This is a genomic window from Endozoicomonas sp. 8E (assembly GCF_032883915.1).
In the GTDB taxonomy this organism is placed as follows: Bacteria; Pseudomonadota; Gammaproteobacteria; order Pseudomonadales; family Endozoicomonadaceae; genus Endozoicomonas_A.
Genome location: NZ_CP120717.1, coordinates 1900217 through 1917597 on the forward strand (window position 1 = coordinate 1900217; position 17381 = coordinate 1917597).

Annotated in this window: 18 protein-coding genes and 4 tRNA genes; 11 read left to right on the forward strand and 11 right to left on the reverse strand. The window is 47.3% G+C overall.

Features of this window, described 5'->3' with window-relative positions; translation table 11 throughout:
* Positions 1-69 precede the first annotated feature (69 nt).
* From P6910_RS06885 to P6910_RS06900, 4 genes are all read right to left on the reverse strand, one after another.
* Positions 70-231, reverse strand: coding sequence for a hypothetical protein (locus tag P6910_RS06885; RefSeq protein ID WP_317145532.1), 162 nt, complete (start codon positions 229-231; stop codon positions 70-72).
* Positions 232-251: 20 nt separating this feature from the next.
* Positions 252-722 carry a hypothetical protein gene (locus P6910_RS06890; RefSeq protein WP_317145533.1) on the reverse strand — a complete coding sequence of 157 codons (471 nt, stop codon included), beginning with the start codon at positions 720-722 and terminating at the stop codon, positions 252-254.
* A 578-nt stretch (positions 723-1300) separates the two neighbouring features.
* Positions 1301-2488, reverse strand: a complete 1188-nt coding sequence (locus P6910_RS06895; protein WP_317145534.1) for a hypothetical protein — start codon at positions 2486-2488, stop codon at positions 1301-1303.
* Between the two features lie 41 nt (positions 2489-2529).
* Positions 2530-3207 carry a hypothetical protein gene (locus tag P6910_RS06900; protein WP_317145535.1) on the reverse strand — a complete coding sequence of 226 codons (678 nt, stop codon included), beginning with the start codon at positions 3205-3207 and terminating at the stop codon, positions 2530-2532.
* A 636-nt stretch (positions 3208-3843) separates the two neighbouring features.
* Between P6910_RS06900 and P6910_RS06905 the strand changes: the two genes are divergently transcribed.
* On the forward strand, positions 3844-4479 hold the full coding sequence (locus P6910_RS06905) for a 50S ribosomal protein L25/general stress protein Ctc (RefSeq protein WP_317145536.1): 636 nt from the start codon (positions 3844-3846) through the stop codon (positions 4477-4479).
* Positions 4480-4535: 56 nt separating this feature from the next.
* Positions 4536-5129 carry an aminoacyl-tRNA hydrolase gene (gene pth, locus P6910_RS06910; RefSeq protein ID WP_317145537.1) on the forward strand — a complete coding sequence of 198 codons (594 nt, stop codon included), beginning with the start codon at positions 4536-4538 and terminating at the stop codon, positions 5127-5129.
* Between the two features lie 2 nt (positions 5130-5131).
* Here the strand turns inward: pth and P6910_RS06915 are convergent, their stop codons facing one another.
* The 7 genes from P6910_RS06915 to P6910_RS06945 form a co-directional block, all read right to left on the reverse strand.
* Positions 5132-6133 (reverse strand): D-alanine--D-alanine ligase, encoded by a 1002-nt coding sequence (locus tag P6910_RS06915; protein WP_317145538.1) that lies wholly within the window; start codon positions 6131-6133, stop codon positions 5132-5134.
* 83 nt (positions 6134-6216) lie between these two features.
* Positions 6217-6933 carry a glycosyltransferase gene (locus P6910_RS06920; RefSeq protein ID WP_317145539.1) on the reverse strand — a complete coding sequence of 239 codons (717 nt, stop codon included), beginning with the start codon at positions 6931-6933 and terminating at the stop codon, positions 6217-6219.
* Positions 6933-7793 carry an MTAP family purine nucleoside phosphorylase gene (locus P6910_RS06925; protein ID WP_317145540.1) on the reverse strand — a complete coding sequence of 287 codons (861 nt, stop codon included), beginning with the start codon at positions 7791-7793 and terminating at the stop codon, positions 6933-6935. Before P6910_RS06925 ends, P6910_RS06920 begins: the two co-directional genes overlap by 1 nt.
* 21 nt (positions 7794-7814) lie before the next feature.
* Positions 7815-8252 carry an arsenate reductase ArsC gene (locus tag P6910_RS06930; protein ID WP_317145541.1) on the reverse strand — a complete coding sequence of 146 codons (438 nt, stop codon included), beginning with the start codon at positions 8250-8252 and terminating at the stop codon, positions 7815-7817.
* A 27-nt stretch (positions 8253-8279) separates the two neighbouring features.
* Positions 8280-9209, reverse strand: a complete 930-nt coding sequence (locus P6910_RS06935; protein WP_317145542.1) for a radical SAM protein — start codon at positions 9207-9209, stop codon at positions 8280-8282.
* The gene (locus P6910_RS06940; RefSeq protein WP_317145543.1) at positions 9200-10252 is read right to left on the reverse strand and encodes a methyltransferase domain-containing protein; all 1053 of its coding nucleotides are present in this window, start codon (positions 10250-10252) and stop codon (positions 9200-9202) included. The genes P6910_RS06935 and P6910_RS06940 overlap by 10 nt, the downstream gene beginning before the upstream one ends.
* Positions 10245-10853 carry a DUF2064 domain-containing protein gene (locus tag P6910_RS06945; protein ID WP_317145544.1) on the reverse strand — a complete coding sequence of 203 codons (609 nt, stop codon included), beginning with the start codon at positions 10851-10853 and terminating at the stop codon, positions 10245-10247. Before P6910_RS06945 ends, P6910_RS06940 begins: the two co-directional genes overlap by 8 nt.
* Positions 10854-11250: 397 nt before the next feature.
* Here P6910_RS06945 and ychF point away from each other — a divergent pair, with 397 nt between their 5' ends.
* The 9 genes from ychF (at position 11251) to cls (ending at position 17291) form a co-directional block, all read left to right on the forward strand.
* The gene (gene ychF / locus P6910_RS06950; protein ID WP_317145545.1) at positions 11251-12342 is read left to right on the forward strand and encodes a redox-regulated ATPase YchF; all 1092 of its coding nucleotides are present in this window, start codon (positions 11251-11253) and stop codon (positions 12340-12342) included.
* A gap of 205 nt (positions 12343-12547) precedes the next feature.
* Positions 12548-12808: a recombinase family protein gene (locus tag P6910_RS06955; RefSeq protein ID WP_317145546.1), complete on the forward strand. Its 261-nt coding sequence runs from the start codon at positions 12548-12550 to the stop codon at positions 12806-12808.
* Positions 12809-12819: 11 nt separating this feature from the next.
* The gene (locus P6910_RS06960) at positions 12820-13983 is read left to right on the forward strand and encodes an RNA-guided endonuclease TnpB family protein (protein ID WP_317145547.1); all 1164 of its coding nucleotides are present in this window, start codon (positions 12820-12822) and stop codon (positions 13981-13983) included.
* 222 nt (positions 13984-14205) lie between these two features.
* A tRNA-Met gene (locus P6910_RS06965) sits at positions 14206-14282 on the forward strand.
* 90 nt (positions 14283-14372) lie between these two features.
* Positions 14373-14447 (forward strand) — tRNA-Gln (locus P6910_RS06970).
* 8 nt (positions 14448-14455) lie between these two features.
* A tRNA-Met gene (locus P6910_RS06975) sits at positions 14456-14532 on the forward strand.
* A 6-nt stretch (positions 14533-14538) separates the two neighbouring features.
* Positions 14539-14613, forward strand: a tRNA-Gln gene (locus tag P6910_RS06980).
* 319 nt (positions 14614-14932) lie between these two features.
* A complete protein-coding gene (locus P6910_RS06985) occupies positions 14933-15712 on the forward strand; it encodes a TSUP family transporter (protein WP_317145548.1) in 780 nt (259 codons plus the stop codon).
* Positions 15713-15824: 112 nt separating this feature from the next.
* Positions 15825-17291 (forward strand): cardiolipin synthase, encoded by a 1467-nt coding sequence (gene cls / locus P6910_RS06990; protein WP_317145549.1) that lies wholly within the window; start codon positions 15825-15827, stop codon positions 17289-17291.
* Positions 17292-17381: the final 90 nt, after the last annotated feature.

A 17381-nucleotide genomic window follows, 5' to 3' on the forward strand; every position in this document is an offset into this window, starting at 1 on the left:
ACGGTTTTCTCAGTTCAAGTAAAATAGCACTGTATATTTGCAAAAACAAAAAATGAGCGAAAACTGTCATTAAAGAATCAGAATACCTACAGGATCTTTTGCAAAAGTTAACCCAGCCTGCCCACAAGCCCAGTAAACCAACCGAAGAAATGCATCCGCATCCCATTGCAACTGGTAAGGTTCGTAACGTTCAACAAACTGGCCAAGATTTTGTGGAGTAACTGCTTCCACATAATCTTCCCTTATGAAAATCACAATACCTGTAGCGCAGTTGCGTATCTCACGTAATCGGTTAGGCAATTCAAGCAGTTTTTTATGGCCTGAGCTTCTTCCGGAACGTCGCCGACATTAGGGAACAGATCTTCAATAGCATCAATAACGACAATGGCCTGTAGATCCTGTTTTTTCATTTCCTCGTTTAAGGCTTCAAAATCTGCAATCGAACCATCCAAACTATGGAGACCAATAATATTTTGTTCCCAAAATGCTAGCCAGTCTGTTGACTGTTTGTTCAAAGTAGCAATCGTGGTTGACTCATCAACCGCAGGGTAGTGACTGGCTTCCAGAAACTGAATCCATGATACATCCGGTTTATCGCTGTCTTTAAACAAATAGGTCAGACCCGGCGCTTTGATATCAGCATCGACAAGCAACACTTTTAATTTCTCATGATTGCTTTCACGATGGTGGAAATTCACCTGAAGCGCCTTGAAAAATGTCAATAATGAAGTGGTGTGGCCAACACCTCCTTTAAAGGAGTGAAAGGCTGCAAGCCTGCACTTCCCTTCGAAAGGTTCAGGGCTTTTTGGCAGTATTGACGTTGCTCCATTATAACCAAGGTCTTTCCAAATCGGCCTTGGATGGCGTGGGTTCTGTTCTTCACATTGAGTGATGATTTCAACATCTATCGAGCTTTGTGAGCCATAAGCCAGCTCTATTTTCCGTTCATCATGATGCCAGTTATTTCCAAATACTGCTTTTACAAAATCGAAGGCAAGGATTTGATCATCACCTTCAAGGTCTATTTCGATCTCTTCACTGTATGCGCGGATGTCAGCTATACCCTCAGGAAAGTGTGTAAAGTTCTGAGTTTTGGATGCCAGTAGTCGTTCTGCATCCAGTCAGCTATAGAGGTTCATTAATACTGCTCCTTAACCCAATGACAGATATTCTCAAGGGTTTGAGTGATATGAGTATGATCTGCCTGATTTTTAATTTTAACGCCATACCGCCAAACCTGATTCAACTTACTTGCCGGGTAGGTGGTCGAGCCGACTAAAGGTAGATTTTATTTTCCCTGTTAAATACATAACGCCCTTATGATAAGCGCTGTCATTAATTTGAACATTATCGGGGAATACCCTGTTGAAGATGATCTGGCTGATTCAATTTCTGATGGCAGTATCGAGCTGGATAACGAGTGGCTTGTTTTTTCCGGAGATGTCCTGCTTGCTGTTATTTCTGTTTCTCCGGAGTCGGAGTTAACAACCTCTATTAATTCAGTAACAAGTGCTGTTGAATTAAAAAATAGTTCGGTACCCTTTCCGACACATGACGTTTGTGTTTTTTCATTAATTGTCATCGGGGTTATCGTAATATTCCCTTCATAATTTCGTAATGCATTTGGAATAACGATGTTTGTTTTTTCTGTATAGTAGCTGTTACCATCAAAATTAATCATGAATAGCTTGGCATCAGAGCTTGCCATCCATGATAAAACAGGCTTTTTTTCGAAGTATTTCATTTCCTGGTGATAGACATGCCCAGGCACTGAATGATTAAATTTAATATTTTTAAATGCATTGCACTCAGACTCGGTGGAACTTTGAAAAGAACCTGAATCGTGCCTGTCTCTACAACATTTAATGTTATGAAATTCGACCAAACCTTCAGGCATCAGTGTATTAACGATTAAATCACTGTAACCGGCATTAACAGAACCTTTTTGAGGGGGGGAGCAACGAGAGCAAGAATATTTTTTATTGCAAAATGCATTTGCTACATGGCGATCGTAGCAATGACATAGACTATTGATCGAATGACCGCAGTTATATTCAGAATATTCATAGGTTTCTGCTGCCAGCTGCTGGAAATCAGGTATGTTTTGTCGCTCATCTATATAACTGTAATTTAATATCGGGCATGAAACACCGCCATTATCTGTTTTCTCCAGGCACCTGTGAATTCCATCCTTATGTCTATAAAGGGTGCGAGAGCAGTCAAAATGTGTCGTGCAAACACCCCCGGCTGTTCGGGTGGTAACAGAGAATTTCGGATGTTGGTCTGTGCCACACTGTAATTTCAGAAGTATATGGTCAACTCCGGGACAAAGCCGGTTGGAACTCAATGTCGTAAGGGTTTGAGAACGGGCAGGCATTATTATCAACAGCATGCAGGTATAAATCCAACCCGTATTAAATAATAATGAGCAAATAATTGATTTGTTATGTAATTTTTTCTTCGCCGTTGGATATAATAAACTGTTCATTATGCATTCGCCTTTAACGTAGCCACTCGAAGTGACCCAGTTTAATTACAGGAATTTGCATTAAAGAATACGCTTGCTTCTTTACCATATTTTTTGCCTTCTCGTGTAAAGAAGATGGTTTTTAGCTTGATCAAACCACTTGACAGAGATCGGCTTTCCATGAAATCAAGAATTTGCAACTCAGTTTCACTGGCAGGTCTTATCAATGAATCGATTTGCCCTGGAAGATCCACTGAAATAAATCCAATATTAACAGGATCAATCTTTTGCCATGTCAATACAGGGTTGCCTTTTTCTCCACAACGGATATTGATCCCGGTTATTGTGCTGGAAGAACTGTCCTCTATGACAAAGTTTTCGATTTTTGTCCTGCTCGAACCCGTATTTTTTTTGCAATGGAAGTTACTCAGCGTCACAGAGCCTTCTGGCATCCTGAAATCAAAGCTGATGTGACTATAAGCAATATAATCAACCGTTCTGATAACACAGTGTCCGTCAGGGCATTTCTTTCTGGCGCAACCCACTTCATTAGGCATAGTACAAAAAGTCCGCGGATAGGTGCATCTCAGACACTTATTATTTGAACAACCCGTTCCAGAGATACAGCTGACTTGTGAATAGTAAGGATTTATCTGTTCGCTAATCTTTTTCGTTTTATAAACAGGGTAATAGCGATGATCGATTGATAATGCTGCACAATTATAACCTTCTCTTTGCATCAGGCTCACATTGCATCGGCCATCCCGACTGTCAGAGCAATCAAAAGAAAATACGCAGTGATCACCGATTTTCAGCTCGAGCAGGATCGACTCATCCAAACCGCAGTAAAGACTGTATGAGATATTGTCTCCTTTGTAGGCACTGTCCGGGAGTGTCAGCGACAAATCCTCCGCATAAGCCTGAATACATATAAACGTTAAAAGAACACGGGCTACACCGAAAAATCTGGCGAATGAACTACCCCGGGGCAAGCTCTCGGTTATCGCGGGCTGGCCGCACTCCGATGCAGTAGTATGGGAGCGAGTTGAAAGGTTACGGATGTTAACGCTGAGCTGCATTGGCTTCCCCATGTCCGCTTATGGTTTTCTTTCGCGGTTAACATAGTAGCTGTCTTTTACCACTCCGACTGACATTTAGGGGAATTTCAATCCTTGATTTCAGGTTTGCATGCGACACAAATCGTCTCATGGGTGTTTTATAGGGATTATTCGCATTTTTGATGAAGTTATGGGCGACTTACCATAAACCCAAGCTTTTATTTTGCAATTGCCCCGATTGCCGGTATGATATGGCGCCTTTATTAAAGCCCCGGTGTCTGGTCGCAAGATATCGGGGTATTCCTTTGGAGAAAGAAAATGTCTGAAGCTATCGCTCTGAGCGCTGTTGCACGCAAGGACGTAGGGAAAGGTGCGAGCCGCCGCCTGCGTCGTGCAGAACTGGTACCTGCCGTTATTTACGGCGGTGAGCAGGAACCTGCTCAAATTACTCTGGAAGCCCGTGCTATCCGTAAGGCACTGGAATCTGAATCTTTCTACTCCCAGATCGTTACCCTGGATGTAGAAGGCGCTTCCCAGCAGGTTATCCTGAAGGATCTTCAGCGTCACCCTGCAAAAGACTATGCTATGCACCTGGACTTCCTGCGCGTCGACGCTGCTCACGCGGTTACTACGCACATCCCGCTGCACTTCCTGAACGAAGATAGCTGTGTCGGTGTGAAAGCCGGTGGCGCTATCACTCACGCTCGTGTTGAAGTAGAAGTTAAATGTCTGCCTGCTGATCTGCCTGAGTTCATCGAAGTTGATATGGCTAATGTCGAGCTGGGTGGTCACATTCACCTGACTGACCTGACCATGCCTGAGGGTGTTGAACTGGTTGCTTTGCTGCAGGGTGAAGGTCATGATCTGGATGTTGCATCTGTTCAGACTACCCGTGGTGGCAAAGAAGAAGAAGCTGAAGAAGCAGCCTCTGAAGAAGAAAGCGGCGAAGAGTAATCAGCTCTTTTTATGGCCCCGGGCTGTTAACGCAGGTCAGGGCTATGGAGGATATTATGGCGAAGGATCACTCGATCAGGCTGGTTGTCGGACTCGGCAACCCTGGTGTTCAATACGATGATACTCGCCATAATGCCGGCTTCTGGTATGTGGAGCAGTTAGCCCGGAGCTACGGCACCAGCCTGCAACCCGAGAAGAAATTCTTTGGTCTGACTGCCCGCATTACCATCGCTGGAGAGGATGTCCGTCTGCTAAACCCGACCACCTTCATGAATCGCAGTGGTCAGGCGGTGGCTGCTATCAGCACCTTCTTCAAGATCCCCCCTCAATCTATTCTTGTTGTTCACGATGAGTTGGACTTGCCAGCGGGTATTGGTCGCCTGAAACAGGGCGGTGGCCACGGCGGACACAACGGCCTTCGGGACATTATTTCAGCGCTGGGAAATAACAGGGACTTTCTGCGTTTGCGTCTGGGGATCGGTCATCCTGGTCAGAGCAAGCAAGTGGTTGATTATGTGCTGAACAAGCCCTCCGTGTCGGATCGACAGAAGATCGATTCAGTGATTGACGAAGCCATCCGCATCTCCCCTGAGGCCTTTAATGGTGCTCGTGCCAAGGCCGTTCAAGAGTTACATACCTTCAAAGCCTGACTTCACGATGGCCTGATATTCAGTTTCGGAATGGGCCAGTACTCTCTTCTTTCGCGAGTGCTTTCTCCCCGTTTCAAAGCCTGATCCACCAGTTTGCAGATCAGGGTATCAAAGGGTATTCCTGCATGTCTGGCACCGTCCGGAAACAGGCTGGTTGGGGTCATTCCCGGCAGGTTGTTGAGTTCTGCAAAGACTGGCTCTCCTGATTCAGGAACGATAAAGTCAGAGCGACTCAGGTCCTGGCAGCCCAGAATCTGATGTGCCTTCAGTGTAATCTGCTGAACTTTTCGATACTGCTCATCCGAGATTCTGGCGGGAATCACATGATCACTAAGACCGGGTGTATAGCGGTGTATGTAGTCGTACCAGGCACCGTCTGGTGTGGTAATTTCGGTAACAGGCAGGATCTGGTAGTCATCCAGGTGGAGGATACCGGCAGTGATTTCGCGTCCGGTAACAAACTCTTCAACCAATAGTTTTTCATCCATTTGCAGGCCGACTTTCAGCTTGCTCAAAAGGTCTTCATAACCCATGGCAAACTGGACGCCAATACCGGAACCCTGACCGGGCGGCTTGATGATGACCTTATGCCCGAGAGATTCGATACAGTCGAGAGTAGCATCTTCATAGTTTTCGCTGCGATAGACGACTCTGTCTCTGGCCATAGTGATGCCGACAGGCTGAAGCAAACGTTTGGTAACCACCTTATCCAGAGAACAGGCGCTTGCCAGGGCTCCGGAACCTACGTAAGGAACGCCCATAATATCCAGAAGACCCTGCAGGCGGCCATCTTCACCATAGGGACCGTGGGCGACCGGGAAAGCAACGTCAACCTGTTGGGCTATGAGTTGTTCCGGAAGCGTTTCGTCGAGCTCAAGGTGGATGGCTCTGCCATAATGTTCTTCCAGACAGGGGGAGATTCGGCTTGCGGAGAGTCTGGATACATCTGCTTCGGGAGACAGGCCGCCGCAGATGACGGCAACCGTTTTGCTTTTGTCAGGCATTCGTCTGATGGCTTTTGTTTGGGCTATGATCAGACAAGCCTAGTACATAAGCCAAATCTGACCAGTCAGGTTAATGAATCCATTCAGACCCTTCCTCTGTCCAGTTTTACCCTGAGCCATTTAAAAAATTCCGGTGTCGCCTGCTTTAGCCAGAGATGCTGGTATTTCAGGGTCAGCTTTAGCCAGCCTTTATCATGATACTTTCTCGCACTGGTACCCAGCCTGGTGCCACAGGTGTGGAGGAGGATCCTGTTTTGTCGGGCTTTCCAGACAAATACATGATCTTCACCGTAGAAAGTGTCGGTGGGATAACCCTTGAGGTCGAAAAATTGTGTCCGGCTGAGGCAAAACCCTTGATCTCCATAGGGGCATCCCAGAATATCGGAGCGGAATCTGGCTCCCCATTCGTTGATGGATAACCAGCAAGTGTCTTTGTCGTAAAACCAGAGATCAAAGTAGAGCAAGCGTCTGGGATATTGAGCAATGGCATTCAGTAAGCTTTGTACATTCTCTTTGTCCAGTATTGTGTCTGCATGCAGAAACCAGAGGTAATTCCCTGTAGCTTTCTCTGCGCCTGTATTGAGCTGACAGGCACGTCCCTGTTCTGCAGTACACCAAATCCACTTGAGGTGAAGCAAAGGGTCCGGAAGCTGATCCAGTTTGGCAGGCCGCTGATTGTCGTCATAGCCAACAAGGATGACCTCGTTACCCTCGGGAAGAAGACTCAGTTGTTCAAGAAGCGTTGGCCACTGCGGCTCACAAGGGCCCAGTGGCACGATTACAGATAGGCTGGGCATCATTATCTTTGCAATACTTCCAGCAATGCTTTCTGCTTCTGGCCAAGCGTGTTCTCAGGAGAGAGTACTGCTGATTTCAGTGCGCTCCTGCACTGGCAATAATTGCTGTCATGAGGTGTTTCTTCCTGCTGTTTCAGATATTGTCCTAACAATGCTTTAGCCAGTGTCAGGCTTTTGCCGTATCTGGCAATAATCTGCTCAACGCTGGCGTGGGCTGAAGGGTCCTCCTTCCAGCAATCGTAATCGGTGGCAATGGCGATTGTTGTATAACAAAGCTGAGCTTCCCGTGCCAGAAACGCTTCAGGCACATTAGTCATGCCGACAACATCGCACTGAGCAGCGTTTTTCAGGAACAGGCTTTCTGCACGGCTGCCCAGTCTTGGGCCGTCAACACAAGCATAGGTTTTCTCTTTATGCAGTCCTATTTTCGCCAGGTTAGCGGCATTGAGCAGTTGTTCTGATTGGTGATGACAGCTCGGTATTGCGGTGGAGACATGAGCGACAAGACCGTGACCAAAAAAGCTTTTTTCCCGGTGTCCTTTGACAAAGTCGAAGTACTGACTGACCAGCGATAATTCGCCCGGCGCAATCTCCTCCTGCAGACTGCCAACCGCAGAAAGGCCTATCACCCGGGTCGCACCCAGACTTTTTAATGCCCAGATATTGGCCCGATAATTGATTTCATGAGGCAGGAGTTCGTGGCCACTTCCATGTCTGGGCAGGAACAACAGCTTTTGTTGATTAAAAAGACCTGTTGTTATTGGGCCTGAGTGAGGGCCATACGGTGTTTCAATGCTCTGCTCATTCAATACTTCAAGTCCATCCAGGCTGTAGATGCCTGTTCCGCCAATCACTGCCAGCATTGGGTTTCCTTTTCATTGTGTTTAATCAGATATCTGTTGGATCAGGCTGGGAAGCTGATTGACCCACACCCTGATCTCGTCTCTTACACGACGATAGATTGCTAATGATTCTTCTTCTGTATCCACCGATTCAGTCAGTCGGGGAGGGTCATCAAAACACTTGAGTATAATCTGACCCTGCCTGGGTGTTGGACAGGTTTTATGGGCGTGATCACAAACGGTGATAATAAAGTCAAAATCTTCCTGACCCAGATCATTGAGGGTTTGTGACTGCTGTCGGCTGATATCAACGCCAGCTTCCTGCATGACCCTGACTGCAGATGGGTTGAGCCCGTGGGCTTCAATGCCGGCAGAAAATGCTTCATAACCTGAAGGGAGCAGGTTTCTGGCCCAGCCTTCCGCCATCTGGCTGCGACAGGAGTTGCCAGTGCAGAGGAACAGTATCCGGATTTTAGCCATCAAAATTTCCTGTTGTTGTGCAGACGATCAGAGTTCGCTGCAGGAAGAGCCAAAAGCAAAACAGCTATAGCAACGGTGGTGTTTCATACTGATGGTTTCACTCAGGCTGGTTCGTAAACTCTTGCCAAGGTTGTACTCGGTATCGTCATCCACCAGTGTGCAGGCGTAAACCTGCATCTGCCCGTTTTGTTTGACCATCATTTTGGAAAACGCGCACATAAATTGACGACGACTCTCTTCTGTCTGATAGCGGGTCATACAGTCTGTGCTGACGTGGGGAACATCCGGTAAAGAACCGGGTGGCAGGAAGTCCGGAAAGGCCACCTGTTTCAAGTTGACGGGCAAACCGTTCAGTTCAAAAAGATCTTTGAAGGCCTGTTCAACCACTGCCGTGTTTTCATCTTTTTCCATATGTCTGGCGACGGAGATGTTAAAGCCTTTTTCATGCAGTAGTTTCAGTCCGGAAAGAGCGATGGCAAAGCTGTCTTCACCTCGTCCTGCATCATGTTGTTCAGCGTTTGGATGATCCAGACTGACTCTCAGGGATATGGGGTAGGGGTTACTGCTCAACCGGGCCAGCTCATCGAGCCTTTTGATCATGGGGGTCGTGCCATTAGTCAGAACCAGGCAGGGGCGATGCTGTGAGGCATAGTCCAGGATTCGAATAATGTCTTTAATGACAAAAGGCTCTCCTCCCGTAAAAGAGAACTGTTCAACCCCCAGTTCAAGTGATTCATCAATGTAGGGTTTTACCTCTGTCAAAGTGGGGGCATCCAGCCTCTTGCTGGCCGGACTTGAACCTTCCAGACAAAAGCCGCAGGAAAGATTGCAGCGGGTTCCGGTATGAAACCAGAGCTCTTTCAGTTGATGAGGTTTGATATAACCTCTGGGGCTGCCATCAGGTGTAAAGTGCCAATCCTGGCTTTTAGTGTCTGGAGGCGTTCCTGTCAGCAACATGATCCATCACTTCCTTTGTTTTCATGGGTGGAAGATGAGAAGGGCAGCGAAGTTCCGCAGCCCTCAAAAATGCCATAATGGGTGCTGAAGTTACCAATGAACTCGAAGTGTTCACGGAATCTTGTATCGTGCAGCATTCTCCAGGTGTTACCGCAAACCGGGAAAACCTTGCCTTTGGTAATAGGATGGTGCCCATCCAGGTTGAAGGTGTTGGGATGGTGATCAATTGTGCCTTTATAGATCACAGCCTGACCATAGTCCTCGCAATGACTTTCCAGCTCTGGCAGTTTGAACAATCGATAAGTCGCCGAGAAAAACCGGATATCACCGACCTGGGTTTCAATCTTACGGTTATTGATGGTGACAGGTTTGTCTTCCACCAGTCTGGGGTCAGTGAAACCGGCCTTTTTAGCCAGATTCAAAAAGTCATTCCAATAAAGGGCACCGCTGAGACACTCTCCATAAAGTACCGGATCATCGACCAGTTCAGCAGGAATGCGGCGATCAGAATAGACGTCAGAGAAGTAAAGTTCGCCGCCTGGTTTCAGCAGGCGCCAAGCTTCTCTCAATACTGCTTCCTTGTCCGGAGAAAGGTTGATCACGCAGTTTGAAATGATCATGTCGAAGCTGTTTTCTTTAAGGTTCAGTTGATCCAGTTTTTCAATATAGCCTTTATGGAATTCAGTGTTGGCTTTTGCGTAGCCGAATTTTTCCCGATGGTATTCGACATGTCGGTTGGCTATGGCAAGCTGTTCGTCTGTCATGTCGACACCGACGACATAACCTTCTTCTCCGACCATTTGTGCCAGGGCATAACAGTCACGACCTGATCCAGAGCCAAGGTCGAGTATTCTGGCGCCTTGCAACTGCTCAGGGCAGACCAGTCCGCAGCCATAGTAATGGCTCAGAACCTCGTCATGAATATTGGCAAGGGCACTTTTCAGGTGGCGTGGCATGGCTGTATCGGTGCAGCAGGCATTGGTCTGCAGGTCATCGCTGCCCTGCAGAGTCTTGCCATAGTAATTCTGTACTGATTCATGCATGAGAGGTTTTTCCTTGCTTGAAAATAGATTGAATATGTTTTGCCAGTGCCCTTCGGGCAGGTCGATTGTCGCCATTCAGTTCGGGGAGCACTCCGAGCAAATCTTTTAAATGATCAACATCCTGGCCAGAAGGCGCGTAGCCGACAGATAAGCGGGATTGACGACAAAGACTGGTCAGTGACACTCCCAGAGAGCCTGTGCTCCAGGGCAGCTCTGAAAGGTCAGGCCAATGAGTTCGGTTGGCCATGATGGTGACGCCGCCATCACTGGCCTTGCTGAATACTGTGTCGTAGGTCTTGAGCCTTTGTGCCGTGTCCGAGAGGTCTTTGAGGCTGAGTGTCGGACAGTCACTGCCAATATAGATGAGGTTTTCTTTTCCCTGAAGTCTCAGCTCATTGTCGATGTGGTTCAGTCTCTCACCCAGGTTGCCAGAGCCCTGGGGTACGACCAGGTTGTCCTTGCCCTCCAGAAGCTGACTGGCCCAGTCACAGTCGCTTTCATGAGAGGGAGCAATAACTTTTTGGCCAGGCCACTCTGATAAATCTTCCAGTGCACAGGCTAGCAGGTGTTGAGCAACAGTGAGCGCCTGTTCTGTTCCCATGTCAGCAGCAAGGCGTTGTTTTCCCTGGTGTAAGGCGGGCTTTTTGCACACAAGTATCAATGTTGCCTTTTTTATCAGACTCGGTTCGTTGCTTATCATTATTCTTTGATTTTAATTTCGCTAAGTGTTCGTAAGAGCCAGACTCCAGCCTGCTACTGCATAACTATACTGCGGAAACAGTTATTTGGATTCAAGGCTGTGATTATTTTTTAAAAGCTCTCTTTGCGGTTGTCTGCTGGTTAACCTGCCGGGTGTTGTTCTGCTGACAGGGAAAGCTCTGTGATTTGAGTCAGTATAAATCCGGAAAGAGCAATCAAGCATAATACTGGTGTCAATTCAGGTCGGGCTTTATAATCCTCTCCCAAATTTTTTATTGAATTTCCCCTGGTAACTTTTTATGGGCTTTAAATGTGGCATCGTTGGTCTGCCCAACGTCGGCAAATCAACACTGTTCAATGCTTTGACCAAGGCAGGGATTGATGCAGAGAACTTCCCTTTCTGTACTATCGAGCCAAATGCGGGTGTTGTGGCTATGCCCGATCCGCGTCTGAATAAGCTGGCTGAGATCGTTAAGCCTGAACGTGTGTTGCCTACTACCATGGAGTTTGTCGATATTGCCGGTCTGGTAGAAGGTGCCTCCAGGGGTGAAGGTCTGGGCAACAAATTTCTGGCTAATATTCGTGAGACAGATGCTATTGCCCACGTAGTACGTTGCTTCGAGAATGATAATGTGATTCATGTGGCCAATAAAATTGATCCGGCGGCGGATATTGACATTATCAATATCGAGCTGGCCATGGCGGATCTGGAAAGCTGTGAAAAACAGCTACAGCGAGTCACTCGTGTCGCCAAGAGCGGCGACAAGGATGCCAAAGCCCAGAAAGCCCTGCTGGAAAGAATTGTTCCCCATCTGGAAGAAGGCCTCCCTGTTCGCTCCATGGCAATGACCGATGAAGAGCAGAAACTGACCAAAACATTCCACCTTCTGACGACAAAACCCACCATGTACATTGCTAATGTTGATGAAGATGGTTTTGAAGATAACCCCTATCTGGATGTTGTCCGTGGCATTGCCCAGAGCGAGGGCTCTGTTGTGGTAACAGTCTGCAACAAGCTGGAAGCTGAGATTGCTGAGCTCGAAGATGAAGAGCGAGATGAATTTCTGGCCGATCTGGGTATGGAAGAGCCGGGTCTGGATCGTGTGATCAGGGGTGGTTATGAACTGCTTGGACTGCAGACGTATTTCACTGCCGGAGTTAAAGAAGTGCGTGCCTGGACTGTGAAGATCGGCGCGACGGCTCCTCAGGCTGCAGGTGTGATTCACACTGACTTTGAGCGTGGTTTCATTCGTGCGGAAGTGACGGCTTATGATGAGTTTGTTCAGTACAACGGTGAACAGGGTGCCAAGGAAGCAGGTCGTTTGAGAGTGGAAGGCAAGGACTACATCGTCAAAGATGGCGATGTTATGCATTTCCGTTTCAACGTCTGATTCAGTTGGGGCTGTCTGATCAGATAGCCCTATCCTTTTAAACTCCGGGTCATTAACTTCTGGAGAGCCATTGAATGTTGCCACCGACATTGCTCTTGTCCAGGAGGGTTAAAAACAGTTCGCAGAAATCTATTATAATCTAAAACTATCTTATAAAATCTCAAGCATGGATAAGTGATTACTGAAGATAGGTGAGGCAGCTCGTTTGCATGGTACAGACCCAGTAACACTACGAAAATCGGAAAGTACAGGTGAGCTGCTTCCTGCCAGAAAGACCAAAGTTGGAACTTGTTACTACGACGTGTCTGAATTGATGGGCTACAGTAACGAAGCTGTGCCTATGCTTTGCTATTGCAGAGTATCCAGTCACGACCAAAAGCCAGACTTAGACAGGCAGCAAGAGTTACTGGAAGCCTACTGTTCTATAGAAGGTTGGCGAACTCAGGTTATACGAAAAAATGCTTGAGACTTTGCGAGATGTTGTTAGCTCACAAGATTGAACTCAGACCGACAAAACAACAAGCCGATTATCTTGATAGGGCTTGTGGTTCCCGTCGTCATGCGTTCAATCAACTGTTAGCCCATTTCAATCAAGAAGGCGTTAAATGGTCAAAGAAGGCTGCGAATGAAAAATACCAAGAACTCAGGCTTGAGTTTCCCTGGTATGCCGAAGTCAGCCAACGTGTCACCAGGAACACAATCGACGATCTTCATGACGCCTTTACTCACTTCTTTCGTCGGGTGAAGAAAGGAGAAAAAGCAGGTTATCCAAGATTCAAGAAGCGAGGACTACACGACAGTTTTTCTCTCAGAGAAAAAACCAAGTTCGATGTTGATGGCAGAACACTTCGCATTGAGAAACTGAAAACCCGCATCAAGATGCGCCAGGAGCTGAGATTTACAGGAACACCCTGTCAGGTGACGATCAGTAAGCGAGCCGGAAAGTATTTCGCTTCTATTTTGGTAGACACTGAGGATTACGAACCAAAAGCACAAAGCAATGAGTCTGTAGGCGTTGATTTTGGCGTCAAAGATTTAGCTATTTGTTCGAATGGCAAAACCTTTGCTGCTAATCAGAAACTGAAGGGCTCTCTGAAACGCCTTAGCAGTAAACAGAGAGCGTTAAGCCGCAAAACAAAGGGAAGCAACCGCTACGCGAAAGCCAAGCGAGCGGTTGCCAAACTGCATTACCGGATAAGTAACCAGCGATCAGCCGCAATACATGAGGTAAGTGATTATCTGACTTCAAGATTCAAAATAATCACCCTCGAAAATCTGAATGTCAAAGGCATGGTAAAAAACCGCAAACTGGCAAGAGCAATCAGTGACGCAGGTTTCGGTAAGCTGAGAGAACTTGTTGAATACAAGGCAGAGCTGAGAGGATGCCAGGTTGTGATTGCAGATCGGTTCTTTCCCAGCTCGAAGAAGTGTGCGGTTCATACTTGCGACTACGTAAATGACAATCTTACTCTGTCTGATCGTGAGTGGCGGTGTCCAAAATGTAAAACTCTGCATGATAGGGATTACAGTGCGAGTTTTAACCTTGATAATTATGGTCGAGACACGTTACAGCTCGACCCTAAACCCTACGCAAGAGTGGAGTCAGACACGATTCGTCGTGCATCCATGTCGACGGCGTAGATAAGTCTACATAATTACAGATTATGTTAGATTTTTAGTAGCGGTATCAATGGAAGCATTAACGGTCCGTTTTGAAAAAATAATAAGGCTTTGAATAAGGTGCATTCCAGTGCTCGCAGAAATACGAAACAGGGGTAGGGGTTTTCTGAAAGTTCCTAAAAAAGCCGCTTAAACAGTTGACAGGACAGCGTTAAATCCTGAAAATGCGCACCATCTTTCGGCGGCTAGGTAGCTCAGTTGGTTAGAGCACAGCACTCATAATGCTGGGGTCGGCAGTTCGAATCTGCCCCTAGCTACCACTATTCAGGAGCTTGCAGGCAGGCGACTGCGAACGTAGGGTCGAAAGTGCACACGGAATGTCCATGTCCTGTATAGCATTTCGTATTTGCTGGGGTGTCGCCAAGCGGTAAGGCAGCAGGTTTTGATCCTGCCATGCGGGGGTTCGAATCCCTCCACCCCAGCCACATAAAATGGCTAGGTAGCTCAGTTGGTTAGAGCACAGCACTCATAATGCTGGGGTCGGCAGTTCGAGTCTGCCCCTAGCTACCATTTTACTGGGGTGTCGCCAAGCGGTAAGGCAGCAGGTTTTGATCCTGCCATGCGGGGGTTCGAATCCCTCCACCCCAGCCATCTTTCTGAAGCCCGACTGAAACAGGTTGGGCTTTTTCGTTGTCAGTGACTTTTAAAATCTCAATGTACATGTAATGCCCAACTTGTTTTGCTCAGGAAGGTGATCTTCGGGGGGCAGATGCCGTTCTGAGCATGAAGTTATTTGTATGTATGTTTATCTGTTGTCATTGCGGATAGCCAAGCACTTAAAACATCAAGATAATCTCATTCGTGTTTGGATTCGATCCAATAAAAAAAGACATTTCATCATTAAAGAAAAAGCGTTTGGGTTATTTTCTGGACGACAAATACCTGAAGTATCATAAAGTTGAGGCCTGTTTTGGATTTTGTACTTACTCTTGATTGGGGGTTTTTGCTGTTTTTTGTTGCGATTCTGGCTGGTTTTGTTGACTCCATTGCAGGCGGCGGCGGATTGATTACAGTCCCCGCGCTTCTGGCGGTGGGGCTTTCTCCGGCACAGGCTCTGGCAACCAATAAATTACAGTCAACAGGCGGCTCTTTCTCTGCCAGTGTTTATTTTATTCGAAGAGGGCTGGTGAATCTCAGGGAAATGCGTTTTGCCATTTTCATGACCTTTGTTGGCAGTGCCGCAGGCACGATTCTGGTTCAGTTGATTGATGCTTCGGTTTTGAAGCAGATTATTCCCTTCCTGTTATTGGGTATAGCCGCTTACTTTGTTCTCTCCCCCAGTGTCCGAAATACTGAAGCTTCTACTGCCAGAATGAGCCTGACCGCTTTTGCCTGTTCAGCAGGGTTGGGAGTCGGCTTTTATGATGGCTTCTTCGGCCCGGGCACGGGCTCTTTCTTTGCCATAGCCTTTGTCAGCCTGCTTGGTTATTCCCTGACAATGGCGACGGCTCATACCAAAGTTCTGAACTGTACCAGTAATGTGGCCTCCCTGCTGTTCTTTATATTGGGTGGTCAGGTTGTCTGGGCTGTAGGGGGAATCATGCTGATAGGTCAGTTCATCGGCGCCAGACTGGGATCGAGAATGGTTGTGAAGCGTGGTCAGCAGATTATTCGTCCCATGATCGTCGTTATTTCACTGGTCATGACCGGCAAACTCATGTGGGACGAATACGGACATTTGCTGTTTTGACGTTTTTTCTGCGCAAGTGACAGTTTAGGTTTATTATAGGTAGTCCTGCAGGCTCCTCGCCCTGGAGTCTTATTACTGTTTATTGCAAGAATAACGTTACTCAGATATTTGAATGGACAACAGCTGGCTCAGTGCATTGTTTGGGGGAATCTATCTTGCCCTGATCATCGCCTTCGGAATTCACGTTATTATGCAGCGCAGGCCGGTAGGTGTGACTCTGGCCTGGATACTGTTGCTGTTCATTCTGCCGGTAGCCGGTTTCTTCTTTTACCTGCTGTTTGGCTCAAGGCGCCTTGGGAGAAGAAGGCTCCGACGTCTGGAAAGTTTGTATCCTGACTACGAACAGTGGTCCAGCCACCTTTCGAGAGTGATCACCCAGCGGCAACTTGAGTGTCCCTCTAATGCCCCTCACACAGGGATCTACAAGCTGGCGGAGCAAACCCTGGGTATCCCAGTGCTGCCTTGTAGCAAGCTTCAGCTGTTTCATGAAACCGATACAATTCTTCATGGCCTGTTACAGGACATAGAGAAAGCCAGGCGCAGTATTGTACTGGAGTTTTACATCTGTGAGCCCAAGGGGCGAATCAAGGTTCTGGCTGAGGCTCTGATCAGAGCTTCACGGAGGGGTGTTGACTGTATGGTGATACTTGATGCAGTGGGTAGTCGTCAGTTTCTTCGAAGTGAGTGGGCAAGACGTTTCCGTCTGGAGGGCATCAGTGTTACCGGGTCAATGCCGGTTGGTCTTTTAAGGATGCTGTTTGAACGCCTTGATATTCGCAACCATCGCAAAATTCTCGTGATTGATGATGAAATTGCCTGGAGTGGCAGTTTTAACCTGGTCGATCCTGTTCATTTTCGTCAGACGGCTAATGTCGGACAATGGATCGACGCCATGGTCAGGGTAGAGGGTATACCTGCACACGTTATGGCGGTGATTGCTCATTGGGATAAAGCACTTGAAACGGGTGAAAAGCATTCGTCGTTTAATGCTACTTACGAGTTTCCACCTTCCTGTCTTGACAGTTACACCGGTGCTGATGTTCACGTACTGCCATCAGGGCCGGGAATCAACCGGGAAAGGCTTCATCAGGTTTTGCTTACCGCAATTTACGAAAGTAAGGAGGAGCTGCTGATATCCACGCCTTATTTTGTTCCGGACGAATCATTGCTGACAGCCCTGAAGTCAGCAGCCATGCGAGGGGTGGACGTTCAGTTACTGGTTCCTCTCACAAATGACTCCAGAATGGTTCACTATGCCAGTCGCTCCTATTATGAAGACCTGTTAAACGCAGGGGTGAAAATATTACAGTTCAAGGGAGGGTTGCTGCATACCAAGTGTGTCCTGGTGGACCGATCGACCATTCTTTTTGGTACCGTAAATCTGGATATGCGCAGCGTCTGGCTTAATTATGAAGTGACCATGATCATCTATGACAGAGCCTTCAGCCAGACTATGGCGACACTTCTGGATCAGTATATGCAGAGCTCCGTGCGTGTTCGTTTGTCTCTATGGAGCCGAAGGTCTGTGACCAGACGATTTCTGGAGAGTCTTTTTCAGCTGTTGAGTCCTTTGTTGTGATGTAAGTACCTAACCAGCAGGCCTGGTACTTACTGCGTCGGTTAAGAACATCCATGTTTTCATCAATAAAGATTTTAACTGAAACAGTTC